The organism is Corynebacterium sp. MSK218 (genome assembly GCF_030232655.1).
Taxonomy (GTDB): Bacteria; Actinomycetota; Actinomycetes; order Mycobacteriales; family Mycobacteriaceae; genus Corynebacterium.
On the sequence record NZ_JASPGN010000009.1, the window covers coordinates 18,832 to 34,546 of the forward strand.

13 protein-coding genes are annotated in these 15,715 nt (G+C 61.0%); 10 read left to right on the top strand and 3 right to left on the bottom strand.

Annotated elements, in window-relative coordinates; genetic code table 11:
* Positions 1-14 precede the first annotated feature (14 nt).
* Genes moaA through mobA form a run of 4 tightly spaced genes read left to right on the top strand, consistent with a single transcriptional unit; the run spans position 15 to position 3,601 of the window.
* Positions 15-1,148, top strand: a complete 1,134-nt coding sequence (gene moaA / locus QP922_RS08535) for a GTP 3',8-cyclase MoaA (protein ID WP_284808906.1) — start codon at positions 15-17, stop codon at positions 1,146-1,148.
* Between the two features lie 42 nt (positions 1,149-1,190).
* The gene (locus tag QP922_RS08540) at positions 1,191-2,516 is read left to right on the top strand and encodes a molybdopterin molybdotransferase MoeA (RefSeq protein WP_284808907.1); all 1,326 of its coding nucleotides are present in this window, start codon (positions 1,191-1,193) and stop codon (positions 2,514-2,516) included.
* A gap of 15 nt (positions 2,517-2,531) precedes the next feature.
* The gene (gene moaC, locus QP922_RS08545; protein ID WP_284808908.1) at positions 2,532-3,011 is read left to right on the top strand and encodes a cyclic pyranopterin monophosphate synthase MoaC; all 480 of its coding nucleotides are present in this window, start codon (positions 2,532-2,534) and stop codon (positions 3,009-3,011) included.
* Positions 3,005-3,601 (top strand): molybdenum cofactor guanylyltransferase, encoded by a 597-nt coding sequence (gene mobA / locus QP922_RS08550; RefSeq protein WP_284808909.1) that lies wholly within the window; start codon positions 3,005-3,007, stop codon positions 3,599-3,601. Before moaC ends, mobA begins: the two co-directional genes overlap by 7 nt.
* Here the strand turns inward: mobA and QP922_RS08555 are convergent.
* Positions 3,585-4,082: a molybdopterin-binding protein gene (locus QP922_RS08555; RefSeq protein WP_284808911.1), complete on the bottom strand. Its 498-nt coding sequence runs from the start codon at positions 4,080-4,082 to the stop codon at positions 3,585-3,587. The genes mobA and QP922_RS08555 overlap by 17 nt on opposite strands.
* Before the next feature lie 197 nt (positions 4,083-4,279).
* On the opposite strand from QP922_RS08555, the gene QP922_RS08560 reads away from it, so the two are divergent.
* Genes QP922_RS08560 through narI form a run of 5 tightly spaced genes read left to right on the top strand, consistent with a single transcriptional unit; the run spans position 4,280 to position 12,706 of the window.
* Positions 4,280-5,605, top strand: coding sequence for a nitrate/nitrite transporter (locus QP922_RS08560; protein WP_284808913.1), 1,326 nt, complete (start codon positions 4,280-4,282; stop codon positions 5,603-5,605).
* Positions 5,606-5,659: 54 nt separating this feature from the next.
* A complete protein-coding gene (locus QP922_RS08565; protein ID WP_284808915.1) occupies positions 5,660-9,409 on the top strand; it encodes a nitrate reductase subunit alpha in 3,750 nt (1,249 codons plus the stop codon).
* Positions 9,409-11,010, top strand: a complete 1,602-nt coding sequence (narH, locus tag QP922_RS08570; protein ID WP_284808917.1) for a nitrate reductase subunit beta — start codon at positions 9,409-9,411, stop codon at positions 11,008-11,010. Before QP922_RS08565 ends, narH begins: the two co-directional genes overlap by 1 nt.
* Before the next feature lie 43 nt (positions 11,011-11,053).
* Complete coding sequence (gene narJ / locus QP922_RS08575) at positions 11,054-11,914, top strand: nitrate reductase molybdenum cofactor assembly chaperone (RefSeq protein WP_350309353.1); 861 nt, start codon at positions 11,054-11,056, stop codon at positions 11,912-11,914.
* Between the two features lie 9 nt (positions 11,915-11,923).
* The gene (gene narI, locus QP922_RS08580) at positions 11,924-12,706 is read left to right on the top strand and encodes a respiratory nitrate reductase subunit gamma (protein WP_284808918.1); all 783 of its coding nucleotides are present in this window, start codon (positions 11,924-11,926) and stop codon (positions 12,704-12,706) included.
* An 86-nt stretch (positions 12,707-12,792) separates the two neighbouring features.
* Here the strand turns inward: narI and QP922_RS08585 are convergent, their stop codons facing one another.
* Entirely contained in the window at positions 12,793-14,172 is a 1,380-nt protein-coding gene (locus tag QP922_RS08585; protein WP_284808920.1) for a multicopper oxidase domain-containing protein, read from the bottom strand.
* On the bottom strand, positions 14,153-15,352 hold the full coding sequence (locus QP922_RS08590) for an NnrS family protein (RefSeq protein WP_284808921.1): 1,200 nt from the start codon (positions 15,350-15,352) through the stop codon (positions 14,153-14,155). The genes QP922_RS08585 and QP922_RS08590 overlap by 20 nt, the downstream gene beginning before the upstream one ends.
* Positions 15,353-15,446: 94 nt before the next feature.
* On the opposite strand from QP922_RS08590, the gene QP922_RS08595 reads away from it, so the two are divergent.
* The gene (locus QP922_RS08595; protein WP_070528820.1) at positions 15,447-15,707 is read left to right on the top strand and encodes a DUF2249 domain-containing protein; all 261 of its coding nucleotides are present in this window, start codon (positions 15,447-15,449) and stop codon (positions 15,705-15,707) included.
* Positions 15,708-15,715: the final 8 nt, after the last annotated feature.

Genomic DNA, 15,715 nt, shown 5'->3' on the forward strand with positions numbered 1-15,715 from the left:
CTAAAGTGTGGTTAATGTCTGATCGCGTCTTCCTGCCTACGCCCTCCCCGCGCGGAATCCCCCGCGGCGGGGCCAACGCAAGGCCTCCGGACCTGCCGCCTGCCTTAAACGATGGCCGCCGCGACTTGCTCGACCGTTACGGACGTCAAGCACGCGACCTTCGTGTCTCGCTGACGGATCGATGTAATCTGCGTTGCACGTATTGCATGCCAGCCGAGGGCCTCGAGTGGATGGCCACGGAACAGACCCTCAGCGACGACGAGACTATCCGCCTCATCCGGATTGCCGTGACTCAGCTGGGCATCCGCCAGGTGCGTTTTACCGGCGGCGAACCTTTGCTGCGCAAGTCGCTCGAGAAGATTATCGCCGCCACGACGCAGCTACGGACAGACGAGAAGTTAGCCCCCGCCACCGCACTGACAACCAATGGTTTGGGACTCCCCCGCCGCCTGGACGGCCTCATTGAGGCGGGGCTGGACCGCGTCAATATCTCCCTAGACACTATTGATCCTGAGCTTTATGCCCGGCTCACCCGGCGCGACAGGCTGGGCGATGTCTTCGCTGCCATCGAAGCCGCCACAGCCGCCCACCGCGAGGGGCGTCTGGGCACGGTCAAAGTTAATGCCGTAGTTATGCCCGGAGTAAATGAAGAGGACATCGTCCCCTTGGCGCGCTACTGCCTCGAGCGAGGCGCGCAGCTACGCTTCATCGAGCAGATGCCATTAGGGCCGCGCGATCAATGGGATCGGGAACAGATGGTGACCGCTGATGATATCCTCGCCCGCCTTGCTGAGGTTTTTGAGTTGCAGCCTGCATCCGAGCAGCGTGGTTCCGCCCCAGCTGCACTGTGGGAGGCTACCGGACTCGACGCAGACACTCCCTCTGGGCGCATCGGAGTCATCGCTTCCGTGACGCACCCTTTCTGTGGCAGCTGTGATCGGACCCGGCTGACCACCGACGGCGCTGTGCGCAATTGCCTCTTTGGCAATTCGGAAACCTCACTGCGGGATCTCATGCGCTCTGGAGCTAGTGATTCCGAATTGGCTCACGCGTGGGCCAAGGAGATGTGGGCCAAGCTTCCTGGCCATGGCGTTAACGACGAAGGGTTCTTGCAGCCAGACCGCCCTATGTCTGCAATCGGCGGATAAGCGCTACAAGGTTCCTTTTAATCCCGCTGTTAGGCTATTGACGTGCTGAATTCTTCCCATTCATCTGAACCTTTCACCTCCCCGCGTAGGGCCTCCGGCCAGAGCAACGCCCGCACACTGGAGGAGCACTTCGCCGCGGTACTTGAACTTGTTATCAGCTCATCGCCCCTGCGAAGTCAGGAGCGTGACGTCGATGTCTCCATCGTGGGTCTGGTGTTGGCGCAGGATGTTCGCGCGAAGATTCCTCTACCGCCGTTTAGCAACTCCGCAATGGACGGCTTTCTCATCCACGCCTCCAGCCTCGAGGATGGTCCGGGGCCGTGGACGCTTCCAGTGGTTGGCGATGTCCCCGCCGGCAGTACTCCGCTCGAGCCATCCCCCGGCCAGGCTGTGCGCATCATGACTGGTGGACCAGTACCTGAGGAGCACTCCGCTCTCTGTGTGGTGCCGGTCGAATTGACCACTACCCCACCGGGACCGCAACCCGTGCCACAACAGGTCACTATTGCGGAGGCTCCGCATCGCCGCCACATCCGGTCCCGTGGTGAGCACATAGCCCAAGGGGAGGTCATTGCGCGCGCTGGCGAGCTTGTCGACGCCGGAACGCTCGCCGCCCTACTCTCCGCTGAGGTATCACGCGTCAGTGTGTATCTGCGCCCGCGCGTTGGGATTATTTCTACCGGAGCCGAGCTCAGCGGGCAGATGCACGATGACCTCACTGCATCAGCGGAGTCCGGAACACGCATTCCTGATTCCAATGGCCCCATGCTCAGCGCGCTCGCGCACCAGGCCGGCGCAGATGTCGTTGCCACCCTTCACAGCAGCGACGACGCGGCTGAGCTTGCTTTGAAATTAGATGTTCTCGCTGAGAACTGTGATCTCCTTGTCACCACCGGCGGTGTTTCCGCAGGGGCCTTCGACGTCGTGCATGAAACCCTAGGCCAGAACCAGGGCGCTTGGTTCGGGCACGTGGCTCACAAGCCTGGCGCTCCCCAGGGGCAGGCCATGTGGAAGGGCACGCCGGTGCTGAGCTTGCCGGGAAATCCGGTGGCGGCGTATATGTCTTTTCACCTTTATGTCAGTCAGGCTCTCGCTGTGTTAGCTGGACATCCACGCCCCGAGTCCTCCTGGCAGCGCCCCCATGTGAACGCCACAATTGATGCGACGGAATTCCCGCCGGCTGCGCCGGCCAAAACCACGCTGATACCTGTGCGCTTGGACTTTCGAGGACCTACACCTGTGGCCGTACCTTTTAGCCACCGCACAGTGGGCAGTCACCTCGTCGCCTCATTGTCAGGTACGCACGGCTTCGCGGCGGTTAATGCTGGTGAAGACGTACAAGACAGCTTAACGGTATACCTATTCTAACAAGGAGAATGATCAGTGAAGTTCACCCACCTTAATGAATCCGGCTCGGCCTACATGGTCGATGTCACGGAGAAACAGCCCACGGTGCGTTCCGCCACCGCGCAAGGAGAAGTGGCCTGCTCCCCAGAGGTTCTTGGCGCGTTGCGCGATGGCACCGTCCCGAAGGGCGATGTCCTTGCAGTGGCACGCGTAGCCGGCATTTCCGCAGCTAAGAAGGTCCCGGATCTCCTTCCCCTGGCCCACACCATCGGAGTGCATGGCTGTGAGCTCAACATCGCACTGGCCGAGGATCACGTCTTCATCGAGGCTACCGTGCGCACGGCCGACCGCACCGGCGTGGAAATGGAGGCCTTGACCGCGGTAAATGTGGCAGCACTATCCATCATTGACATGGTCAAGGGCGTCGACCGCTCCGCGTACATCCGCCGCTGTGGCATCACCGCCAAATCCGGTGGGCGTTCGGGCGACTGGTCCCGCGAGTTGCCCACATGTTAGCCAGCACTGCGCCTTTTGCCGCCATCATTGTTGCCGGCGGTCGCGGCAGCCGCATGGGCGGAGCGGACAAGGCCAGCATCCGGGTTGGCGGGCAGCGCTTGCTCGACCGGTTGCACAGCTACCTGCCTTATGGCACTCCCAGTGTGGTGGTGTCTCCGCACTGGCTGGGCAGCCCCCAGGTCTGCGAATCTCCGCTCTATGGTGGGCCCGCCGCAGGCATCGCGGCTGGCTATCGCTTCCTCGCAGCGAAGAATTCAGCTACGCACGGGCAGCGCGATCTCGTTGCGGTTGTGGCCGTCGATGCACCGGAGTCCCCATTGGCCATCCCGAAACTGATCGACGGGCTCGGCGAGCATTCAGTCGCAGTTGCTGCCACGGGAAAACAGATTCAACCACTATGCGCGGTGTGGCGCGTCGACGCCCTGGGGGGCGCATTGTCGCGCCTGGGCGGAGTGCACAATCGCTCCGCACGTTCCCTCCTCCGCGCCGCGGACTCGATAGCGATAGTCCAAGTGGGCGAGGAAATCCGCGATTACGACACCCCGCAGGAATTGCGGGCCTATGAGCAAAGAATCACTGGCTCGGCTTAGTGCCACCGCTACCGCAACTGCCGAGAATATCCGGCAGCAATGGCAGGACCACACCGAGGGTATCCTCCACCGCACCGCGGGAGGAAGCACTATTAATGATGAGGTTTCCGCCGTGGCGGTCAAGGCCGATGATCCCTCGGCACAGCCCGGCCTTAGGCGAATTTTTCAGCCCCTCCATGAGCACTTGGGTTTCCACACCATGTAGGCGCACGCGCACGTAGCGCTCTGTAACCTCCGGTGTGACGTTGCCGACGTGAGTGCCAGTAGCACCGATAACGATTACCACCCGTGCACCTGACTCCAACGCGGCTCTTAATGCCTCATCGATTGCTTCAAAGCTCTCCGCCACCACCGTGGTGCTCACCACCGCGCAGCCGAATTCCTCCGCTAGCTCCTGTGCGCGAACTCCAGCGTTATTGGCTTTCTCCCCGCATAGTACGCGGTCCGAGGCGACGATAATGGACGTCGTCCATGGCGTCATGTTTCTTCCTCCAGTAGTTGAGAATCGCAGAAGCTGGAATCCACACACATCCGCTCCGCAGAAATCCGAACGACAACGAATTTCGCAACATTTTTGTGCCTTTATTTTCCACGACATTCTTCTTGTTAAATGCCATATTAACGGAGAATCTCGGGTATTTTGGCAGTTACAGGCTCACTTCAACCAAGAGAGGCATCATGTCAGCTCTCAACACCACAGGAAAGGTCATCCAGGGCTGGGATCCAGAGGATCCAGCTCGCTGGGATTCTAAAATTGCCTGGCGCACACTGTGGGTATCCACATTCGTCTTGATCATCGGTTTTGCCACTTGGTACTTGGTGTCCGCCATCGCGCCGATGCTAAACCAAATTGGTTTTGATCTCACTAAATCGCAGCTCTACTGGTTAACCTCCATCGCAGGTCTATCTTGCGGACTTTTCCGACTGCTTTTTATGTTCCTGCCGGCAATGATCGGCACCCGAAAACTAGTCAGCCTCTCCTCGCTGCTCTTCATCATCCCCATGTTGGGCTGGTTCTTTGCAGTGCAGAACACCTCTACCCCGTACTGGTGGCTGCTCACCCTCTCCTTCCTCTCCGGCATCGGTGGCGGTGTGTTCTCCGGATTCATGCCCTCCACCGGTTACTTCTTTCCCAAGCGCATGTCCGGCACCGCCCTGGGCATCCAGGCAGGAATCGGTAACTTCGGCATCTCGTTCATCCAGCTCGTGGCACCGTGGCTCATGGGATTCACCCTGCTGGGTATCGGCTTTGTCGCTCCGCAGCGCACTGACGCCGGCGAAATCTTCGTCCACAACCCTGCCATCTTCCTCGTTCCCTGGGCACTCGTCGGCGCCGTCGTCGCGTGGATGGTTCTTAAGGACGTGCCGGTCAAAGCCAACTTCCGTCAGCAGATAGACATCTTCGGCAACAAGAACACCTGGATTCTCACCGTGGTGTATCTCATGACTTTCGGTGCTTTCTCCGGATTCGCCGCCCAGATGGCGCTCCTCATCAACCAGACTTTCGGCGCGGACTCCCAGTTCGCCGGTTCTTATGACAACCTCCCTAAGGGAGCAGCCTTTGCATTCCTCGGCCCACTCATTGGTGCGCTCGTACGCGCTCTCTGGGGCCCGCTGTGCGATAGGTTCGGCGGCGCGATCTGGACCTTCATTGGTTGTGCGGGAATGACCGTTTTCACGGCTGTCGCCGCACTCTTCCTGAATCCCTCCAGCCCGGATCAGTTCTGGTGGTTCTTGGGTTCAATGCTCATCATGTTCTTCTTCACCGGTCTGGGTAACGCCGGAACGTTTAAGCAGATGCCTATGATCCTGCCGCCGCGCCAAGCTGGCGGCGTCATTGGCTGGACCGGGGCGATCGGCGCCTTCGGTCCCTTCGTCGTGGGCGTCCTGCTGTCCATGATGCCGGCCGCCGCGTTCTTCTGGGGTTGCGTGGTGTACTTCGCCGTCACCACAGTCTTGGTGTGGGTCTACTACGCCCGCCCCAATGCCCCGTTCCCCGGCTAACCGCACCGGGGCTACAGACTCTCCCCGCGAAACTTATCTCAAGGAGACCACCACATGGCTTATTACGATGGGCCCAACAACGACAAACAAAACCCGCTGTTCAAGCTAGGCGCGCACCTCCGCAAGGGCGAGGCCAGCGACTCGGGCCAGCAACTCTTCCTCCGCGGCGGCCGCCAAGCGGACGTCTTCTACCGCAACCGCTGGGCCTTCGACAAGATGGTCCGCTCCACGCACGGTGTCAACTGCACCGGCTCGTGCTCGTGGAAGGTCTACGTCAAGGACGGAGTCATCACCTGGGAGTCCCAAGCTGTGGACTACCCCACCACCGGCGCTGACATGCCGGAGTACGAGCCCCGCGGTTGCCCGCGTGGCGCTTCCTTCTCGTGGTACACCTATTCACCCACTCGCGTACGTTATCCCTACGCCCGCGGTGTCTTGGTGGACATGTTCCGTGAAGAAAAGGCTAAGCACGACGGGGATTCCGTCCTGGCGTGGAAGGCAATTCAGGAGGATCCTGAAAAGCGCCGCGCCTACGTCTCCCAGCGAGGAAAAGGCGGTCTCATCCGCATCTCCTACGAAGAAGCCATCGACATCGCAGCCGCCGCACACGTCTACACACTGCGTAAATACGGCCCGGACCGCATCTTCGGTTTCACCGTCATTCCCGCTATGTCCCAGGTCTCCTATGGTGCGGGAACTCGTTTCCTGCAGATGATCGGCGGCGTCGCGCTGTCCTTCTACGATTGGTACGCTGACCTCCCGCCAGCATCACCGCAGACTTTTGGTGACCAGACCGACGTGCCAGAGTCCGGAGATTGGTACAACTCTTCCTATCTCATGATGTGGGGCTCGAATATCCCGGTCACCCGCACCCCGGATGCTCACTTCATGGTGGAGGCCCGTTATAAGGGCACCAAGGTGGTCGTGGTCTCTCCCGACTTTGCGGATAACACCAAATTCGCCGACGAGTGGGCACGCATTGAACCCGGCACAGATGCTGCCCTCGCTTTTGCCATGGGGCATGTCATCCTAAAGACCTTCCACGTCGAGCGCCAAGAGCCTTATTTCCTCAGCTACATGCGCAAGTACACCGACGCGCCCTTCCTCATCACCCTCGATGAGCGCGAGGATGGCACCTACACCCCGGGCAAGTTCCTCACCGCTGCTGAGCTGGACACTGACCCCCTGGCGCAGTCCGCCAATGCCGAGTCCCGCACTCTCGTAATGGAACCAAATGGCCGCGTCGTGGACCCAGGCGGAACGATGGCTGACCGCTGGGATATGGACTCCGCCAAGTGGAACCTCTCGCAGGACAACGTTGACTCAGTGATGTCTATCGCCGAGACCGACGAGTTCGGCACCGCCGAAGTACTCTTCCCGCGCTTTGATTTGGACGCCGACGTGGAGGGAGAAGCCGCAGATGGCGGCCATGGCCCCATTGGCGCGGGCATCGTCCACCGCGGAGTCCCCGTGCGTGACGTGAATGGCACGAAGGTGACCACCGTCTTCGACATCATGCTGGCCCACTACGGCGTTGAGCGCCCCGAGCTGAACCTCCCCGGTAGTTGGCCGAAGGACTTCTTCGACTCCAACGAGGTAGGAACCCCGGCATGGCAAGAAGAGCTGACCGGTGTGCCGGCAGAGACCGCCATCCGCATCGGACGTGAGTTTGCCCAAAACGCCGCGGACTCCAAGGGCCGCTCCCAAATCATCATGGGAGCCGGTGTCAACCACTACTTCCACGCTGACACCATCTACCGCACGTTCCTGGCCCTGACCTCCATGTGTGGCACGCAGGGCGTCAACGGTGGTGGCTGGGCTCATTACGTGGGCCAAGAAAAGCTGCGTCCCGTCAACGGCTGGACCCAGTGGGCTATGGCTACCGACTGGCAACGCCCGCCGCGCCAGATGATCTCCACTGGTTTCTACTACTTCGCCACCGAGCAGTACCGGTACGACAACTCTCGTGCCTCGCATCTCGGTTCCCCCTTGGCCAGCCGCGGAAGCATCGGAGACAAGATGGTCTCCGACACCATGGCTGAATCGATGCGCCGCGGTTGGATGCCCGCCTATCCGCAGTTCAATAAGAACAACCTCATCATCGCGGAAGAGGCTAAGCAGGCAGGCAAGGACATCTCCGACTATGTCGTGGAGAAGCTCGGCACTGGCGAATTGGAGTTTTCCTACGATAACCCCTCGGCCGAGGAAAACTGGCCGCGCATCCTGCTCAACTGGCGCACGAACCTTCTGGGTTCCTCCGCCAAGGGAACGGAGTTCTTCCTGCGTCACCTGCTGGGCGTGGACTCCGACGCCAGTGCTGAGGAGCTCCGTGAAGAGGATCGCCCGAAGACCATCAAATGGGTCAACGAAGCTCCTGAAGGCAAGCTCGACTTGATGATGACCACGGATTTCCGCAACACCTCGACCACGCTGGTCTCTGACATCATCATGCCGGCGGCTACCTGGTACGAGAAGCACGACATGTCCTCCACGGACATGCACCCCTACTTGCACTCCTTCAATGCCGCCATCAACCCGCCGTGGGAGGCGCGCACTGACTTCGAGGTCTTCAGGGACCTGGCAGCTTCGCTGTCCGATAAGGCAGTCAAATGGCTGGGTACTCAGACCGATATCATCACGCAGCCTTCGCACCACGACTCTCCCGATGAGATGGGTATGCCGCGCGGTGTGGTGCCGGACGTCGACAAGCAGCACCTCATCCCGGGCAAAACCATGCCCAAGCTGCACGTCGTCGAGCGTGACTACACCAAGATCTACGAGAAATGGACGCACCTTGGGGCCCTGCCAGCGAAGGCCGGAACCGGCGTGCATGGCACCAAGTTCGATGTGTCCAAGCAGGTCAAGGAACTGGAACTCATCTGCGGCACGTCTGAAACGTCGCAAGGCCAGTTGATAGACCTCACCAAGGACACCAAGGTCATCGACGCCATCTTGCACCTATCTGGTGTCTCCAACGGCGAGCTAGCCAAGCAGGGATTTGAGTTCCTCTCTTCTCGCACCGGCAAGGACCTCACCCCGCTGGGCGCCCCAGACGAGGACGTGCGCATTACTTGGGACTCCATTAAGGAACGCCCGACAGAAGTCATCACCTCGCCGGAGTGGACCGCGGACAAGCGCGGGAAGCGCCGCTACACGGCGTTCAGCATCAACGTGGAGTTTGATAAACCCTGGCACACCGTGACGGGGCGCATGCAGTACTACGTGGACCACGACTGGTTCCTCGACTACGGCGAAGCCCTGCCGATTTTCCGCCCGCCTCTCGACCACGTGCGCATGCACGGCGAATTCGCCCCCGGCCAGACTCTGCAGAATGAGCGCGGCGAAGTCGAGGTCACGCTGCGCTACCTGACCACACACAACAAGTGGTCCATTCACTCGCAGTACTTTGACAACCTTCACGTGCTGTCGATCTCGCGTGGCGGCCAGGTGGTGTGGATGTCCGATAAGGACGCCGCCAAGATCGGCGTGAGCGATAACGAATGGGTGGAGGTCTATAACCGCAACGGTGTGGTCTCCGCGCGTGCGATTGTTTCTCACCGCATCCCGGAAGGCACCATGATCTGCAACCACGCCCAAGAGCGCACCGTTGGCACCCCGCTCAACGAGCTCACCGGGCGCCGCGGCGGCACGCACAACTCGCTGACCCGTATCTCCATCAAGCCGGTGCACATCGCCGGTGGCTACGGCCAGCTGACCTACCACTTCAACTACATCGGCCCCACCGGCAATAACCGCGACGAAGTCACACGCGTACGCCGTCGTTCACAGGAGGTTACGTACTAATGAAAGTCATGGCACAAATCTCCATGATCATGAACCTGGACAAGTGCATCGGCTGCCACACCTGTTCGGTGACCTGCAAGCAGGCCTGGACCAACCGTGAGGGCACTGAGTACATCTGGTTCAACAACGTAGAAACCCGCCCCGGTGTGGGCTACCCGCGGACCTGGGAGGATCAGGAGAAGTGGAAGGGCGGCTGGGAGCGCACGTCCAGTGGCAAGCTCAAGCCCAAGGCGGGCGGCCGTCTCAAGAAGCTTGCCACCCTCTTCCACAACCCCAACCTGCCTACCATCAAGGACTACTACGAGCCCTGGTCCTACCAGTATGAGGACCTCATGGGGGCAAAGCCTGGGCAGAAGACCCAGCCCACCGCCAAGCCGGTCTCCCAAATCGATGGCCGCGAGATCAACAAGATTGAATGGTCGTCCAACTGGGACGATAACCTGGGCGGTTCCACGGAAACGCTGAACCAAGACCCCACACTGCACGCGATGAACCTGCAGGTGAAGAAGGAGATCGAAGACTCCTTCATGTTCTACCTGCCGCGTATTTGCGAGCACTGCCTCAACCCCACCTGCGTCTCCTCGTGCCCTTCAGGTGCCATGTATAAGCGCACTGAGGACGGCATCGTGCTGGTGGACCAGGATCGCTGCCGAGGCTGGCGCATGTGCGTTTCTGGCTGCCCCTACAAGAAGGTCTACTTCAACCACAAGACCGGCAAGGCAGAGAAATGTACGCTGTGCTACCCGCGCCTTGAGGTGGGCCAGCCCACCGTGTGCTCCGAGACCTGCGTTGGCCGCCTGCGCTACCTCGGCGTCATCCTGTACGACGCCGACCGCGTCGCTGAGGCCGCTGCGGCTGAAGACGAGAAGGACCTCTTTGAGGCGCAGAAGTCGATCATGCTGGACCCCCACGATCCGGAAGTCGTGCGTGCCGCGCAGGCCGAAGGTATTCCGCATTCCTGGATCGATGCCGCGCAGAACTCGCCCATCTACGACCTCATCTTCACCTACGGCGTGGCCCTGCCTCTGCACCCAGAATTCCGCACCCTCCCCATGGTCTGGTACATCCCGCCGCTGTCCCCCATCGTGGACCAGGTCAGTGCCACCGGCAACGACGGAGAAGACCATAAGATCCTCTTCAGCGCGTTGTCGAACATGCGCATCCCGCTTGAATACCTCGCGGGCCTCTTCACTGCGGGCGATACCGTGCCGGTGGAAAAGTCACTGCGCCGCCTCGTGGCCATGCGCTCCTATATGCGCGATATCAACCTAGGCAACGAACCACAGGAGGAAATCGCTCAAGCCGTGGGCATGACGGGCAAGGACATGGAGGCGATGTATCGTCTGCTCTCCATCGCCAAGTATGACGACCGCTATGTCATCCCCACCGCTTCCCCCGAAACCCCGCGTGGCATTTCCGCTCTCGATCCTTTCGGCGGCGTCGATCCAGCGCGCCAGAGTGATGAGATCTTCCATGACCTGGGCATGGGCGCACCCGAGGCCTGCTCCACTGGAGCATCGGGGGAAGGCCAGCCGGTCTCCTTGTTGTCCTGGACAGGGGATCGCCCCGATTCCATGTTCCCGCCCAAGCGCGAGGACTAAAGGCCAGCGTCCACACCAGCATGTACAAGCTAGGAGAACGAGGATGAATATCTTTGAGAAGCTGGCGCAGCGCCGCGCAGCAGCAAAGCACGGCGCCGCTCACCGCACGACCGCCTCGCACGGTGGTCCAGCGGGTGCGCCGCTTGACGACGCCATCGCTGGTTACGGCACTCCGGCCGGCATCGGCACCGCAGGTGGGGCAAAGGATCTTAAGCGAACCGCGCGCACGCACACCGGGCCGGTCCCGACAGACTTCGTGGATCCGGTGAGATTGAGCGAAGAGCAACGCCGTACCGTAGCGATGTCCGCGGCCGTGTTGCTCCACTACCCCAACGCGGACTACCTTGAGCGGCTTGCCGTGGTGGAGGAATCCACCGCCGGGCTGCCTGAGGAAGTGCGAACCTGTTTTTCGGAGTTCGCTGCCTGGGCCACAGAAGCCGGCCTACGAGCCATCGAAGAACACTACGTGGAGACTTTCGATCAGCGCCGCCGGTGTTCGCTCTACCTTTCCTACTATGCGGTTGGTGATACCCGCCAACGCGGCATGGCAATCCTGGCCTTCCGCCAACAACTAGAGTCGATGGGGCTTTTCCCCAACGACGACGAGCTAGCGGATCACCTCTGCGTGGTCCTCGAGGCCGTTGCTTTGGCTGAGGGCGCTCACCACGCGCACGCCATCGAGATGCTGGCCAGCCACCGCCAGGGCCTCGAGGTGCTGCGCGCAGCATTGCTGGGCTTGGGTTCGCCCTTTGCGTCGCTCATCACCGCGGTGTGTGCTTCCCTGCCCGCCGTGGATCCCGACACCGCGCAAAAATACGTTGACCTTATCCGCACGGGCACACCGGCAGAGATGGTGGGCATCGCTGATCTTCCTTTTCCGACCACCCAACCCGACTACATTTAAGGACCACCCATGGACTATTTCACTAACTTCCTCTGGGGCGCATTCCCGTGGTTGGCTATCGCTGCCTTCGTTGTAGGCACGTTCTGGCGCTGGCGCACCGACCAGTTTGGCTGGACCACGCATTCCACCCAGATCTACGAGTCAAAGCTGCTCCGCCTTTCTTCCCCGCTGTTCCACTGGGGCATGGTCTTTGTGATCATCGGCCACCTCATGGGCCTCGCCATTCCCAAATCCTGGACGCGGGCGATGGGAATTAGCGATGCCGCCTACCACCTCATCGCCACCATCCCCGGCACGCTTGCCGCCATCGCCGTCGTGCTGGGCTTCATCGGCCTGCTCTATCGCCGCATAGTCAATCGCTCCGTGTTCCTGTCGACCTCAACCTCGGACAAGGTGATGTACCTCGTGCTTGGCCTAGCGATTGCCTCCGGCACTATCGCGACGGTAAGCACCCAGGTATTTGGTGGGCCTCATGGATACGACTACCGTGAGACCATCTCCCCGTGGCTGCGTGACTTGTTAGTGTTCAACCTCCACCCGGAAACCATGGTGGATGTGCCGTGGCAGTTCAAGGTGCACGTGCTTTGTGGATTCACCATTATCGCAGTATGGCCATTTACCCGATTGGTCCATGCCTTCTCCGCCCCGGTGGGCTACGTCACCCGCCCGTACGTGGTCTACCGTTCTCGGGATAACCGCACCACTGACATGCGCGGGCACACCGCGTGGGAACCTGTACGCTCCCACCGCGCGCAGCTCGATGCCAGCGAGACTCCCTCGCACGGCGCCTAGTTAATGCTCAAGCGGCTTGGCACAGCCCTCTCACTGAGGGCCGCTGCCAGGCCGCTTCTCTTTCCCCCTGCTAGCCTGCTAGCCGTCTATTCCACGATGAATTGGCCGTGCTGGCCCTTCTCCGCATTCGTCATGAGGTGGTTAACAAAGGAATAGGTCCCCGGCTCGTTAAAGGTCATCTCCACGAATCCACCCTGGGCCGGTAGAAGGTCCAGCGCCTGGGAACCGGAATCCTTCGCGCCCTTGATCAGGTAGGCGCCTTCCTTGTACACGGTGTCGAATTGCTCGCCCACGACGTGGAAGCTCAACGGCAGATCCGGGCCGAGGTTAACCAGCCAGATGCGCACGGTATCGCCCACCTTCGCGCGCAGCGGGGCTAAGCCTTCGTCATATTGATTGGGATAGTAGTTAAAGGCCGTAAGGTCATAGTCGCCGTCGCTGACGCGCTGCGTGTTTGCGCCCTCAGCTTCCTTACCCGCGGAGGCCAAAAAGACCTCGCTCGCCGTCATGATGTACTCCGCATCGACGTCTGCCAGCGCATCCTCGCCGCGCGGATCGATGATCACCGCTCCTGCCATGCCGTTGGCAATGTGCAGACTCATCGGCATGGTTGAGCAGTGGTACATCCAGATACCTGCGCGGTGCGCCACAAATTCATAGGTCAGCGATTCACCTGGCTGGATCGTCTTCATGTTCTTATCCGGGTTGACCTCACCGGCATGAAAATCCACCGAGTGTCCCATCGAGCCTTCATTTTTGATGGTGATGCGGAACGTATCCCCCACCTTGCCGCGCAGGGTTGGGCCGGGCGCCTGCCCGTTGAAAAGCCAGCGAGTTTGGCGCACTCCTGGGGCGACTTCCATCTCTTCCTCGGTCATTACCCATGTTTCCTCATGGAGGTCCCCTTCGGCGGGGGCAAGGGAGGCGTCAACGGCTTCGAAGCCTTCGCGAGCTGCCATGCGCTCGGCAACCGAGGGCACCTTCGCCGGGGCACCAGCAGAGCCCGTGCTTTCCGACGCCCCCGCATGATCATGCCCACTCGAAGCGGAGTCATCGACGTTGACCATGAACGTCATGCCCTGCATCTTGTGGCCGGCGATCGTGCAATAGCCTTCCACGGACTCCTCGATGACTCCGGCATCGAGCTGCACTGTCTCGCCCGGTTCCACCCGGCCCGTCTCCTCGCGCCCAATCTTGAGGTCATGAACCTGGTCACCGGTGTTGGTGAACTTCACAACGAGGTGACTGCCCGCTGCCACATCAATGGAGGACGGGACAAAGGCCATGCCGTCAACGGACACATCCACAGTCACGGCGTCGGCGGATGCCACCGTAGCTGGGTCTTGCCTGCCCGTGGCTGAATTGAAAACCGCCAGCCCAATGACTGCGAGGAGCGCCACGATGATGATGAGCCAGGATGCCCACTGTTTATCAGATTGCTGGGGTTTAGCGGGCGCGCTTGACATGAACTTCTCCTTGAGATGATGCGAGGGCCCACACTAGGGCCACAATATTGGCGATGAGGCCTAGCCCCATCATGATAAGCCCGGCCACGAACGCGCTGGCAATGCCGAGGAGGCTGAGCACGCCGCCGAGGTTGATGAGCGCCACGCGCAGGAACCCAGGAAGGTGTCCACGCGCGGGACGGGCTGCCCCGGCCAGGATGGGCAGCATGTGGTGAAGCACCCCGGTTACGAGCTGCAACAGGCCGGCACCAACGAACGCTGGCATGAGCAGCAAGGTAACCGCACGCGGGTAGGCCCCTGCGACGGTAGCGGCGGCATCACCGGCGCAGAGCGCCACCATCCACACCAGGCCTGCCATCGCGGACACGCTTGCCGTCGTCTTTTCGCCGCCAAGAGCGCTGGCAAGCACGGGCTGGATGATGAGCACGGCAGCGAGCACCGTGAGCAGCTGTGCCATGCCGGCGGCGCGGGTGAGCCCGGAGGCGTCGGCAAGCATGGCCGCCGCCAGGCCCACGCAATGCACTGCCAAAGCCCGGCTGCACCGCGCCCGGGCCACCGAGGAAATGGGGGTCCGGGTAAACGTCGGCACAAGCGTGATGACCGTGCCCAGGATGGTAAGCAAGGCAAAGCCCCACACCATCCCGCGTGAGTGCGCTGCCACCAATAACGAGTAGTTTCCCACCCCGTGCGCAGCAAGGATGACCACGAGCACCGAGAGAACCATGAAGCAGGCCGCAGCCAGATAAAAGGGCACGGTGACGGCGAAGGAACCAGACAATGACCCACGGAGCTTGCCCCACAGCGCCCACAGGTGCCACGCAACGGCAGCGATGACGAAAGCGGAGCCGATATCCGCAAGCACGCCCCAGTCGTAGCCTGCGCGATCAACGAGTAGAAGAACCAGCCCCACCTGAACCAGCCCCACCCGCGCGCCCACCCCGAGGAACCCTGTGGCCGGGGTGCGGGTCAGCGCCTCCGTGAAGTGGGTGCTGAAAACCAGAATGGCGGTGGTCAGCGCGCCGAGGGTGAATGGGTGGATGAGGTCCCACCACACCACGGGTGCTCCCCAAAAATTCGCCACTGCGATTCCCACGCCCACTGCGATCCAGAACGCGACGAGGCTGAAAGCAATGGTGTGCCAGCGCCGGCGCGAAGCCAGCGAGACATCACGCAGAGACATATCTGACATTTTTATTTGCACGGATATAATCGTAGTAAATTGATGGCACGGGCAGCAACGCCCGCCGCCCTAGAACTCGAAAGGGATAACCCGAATGAACTTGCCGCTTGTTGACGCCTCCAAGGGCCACGACATCCCCACCCTCAACGCCTCCGAAATCCCTCACGCAGTGCGCCACGGTGCCATCCACGGAGCGCTGGGCACCCTCAACGTGGGCGAATCCATGATTCTCATTGCTCCCCACGACCCGCTTCCGCTGCTCAAGGAGGTGGACCAGCGGGAGGAGTCCTTCACGCGTGAGTACCTCAAGAAGGAACCAAAGGAAGTACATATTAAATTCACGCGAACCGCGTAGAACTCCCG

Coding starts and splice junctions, on each gene's coding strand:
- moaA (WP_284808906.1), top strand. CDS start 15: ATGTCTGATCGCGTCTTCCTGCCTACGCCCTCCCCGCGCGGAATCCCC.
- mobA (WP_284808909.1), top strand. CDS start 3,005: ATGTTAGCCAGCACTGCGCCTTTTGCCGCCATCATTGTTGCCGGCGGT.
- QP922_RS08555 (WP_284808911.1), bottom strand. CDS start 4,082: ATGACGCCATGGACGACGTCCATTATCGTCGCCTCGGACCGCGTACTA.
- QP922_RS08560 (WP_284808913.1), top strand. CDS start 4,280: ATGTCAGCTCTCAACACCACAGGAAAGGTCATCCAGGGCTGGGATCCA.
- QP922_RS08565 (WP_284808915.1), top strand. CDS start 5,660: ATGGCTTATTACGATGGGCCCAACAACGACAAACAAAACCCGCTGTTC.
- narH (WP_284808917.1), top strand. CDS start 9,409: ATGAAAGTCATGGCACAAATCTCCATGATCATGAACCTGGACAAGTGC.
- narJ (WP_350309353.1), top strand. CDS start 11,054: ATGAATATCTTTGAGAAGCTGGCGCAGCGCCGCGCAGCAGCAAAGCAC.
- narI (WP_284808918.1), top strand. CDS start 11,924: ATGGACTATTTCACTAACTTCCTCTGGGGCGCATTCCCGTGGTTGGCT.
- QP922_RS08585 (WP_284808920.1), bottom strand. CDS start 14,172: ATGTCAAGCGCGCCCGCTAAACCCCAGCAATCTGATAAACAGTGGGCA.
- QP922_RS08590 (WP_284808921.1), bottom strand. CDS start 15,352: ATGTCTCTGCGTGATGTCTCGCTGGCTTCGCGCCGGCGCTGGCACACC.
- QP922_RS08595 (WP_070528820.1), top strand. CDS start 15,447: ATGAACTTGCCGCTTGTTGACGCCTCCAAGGGCCACGACATCCCCACC.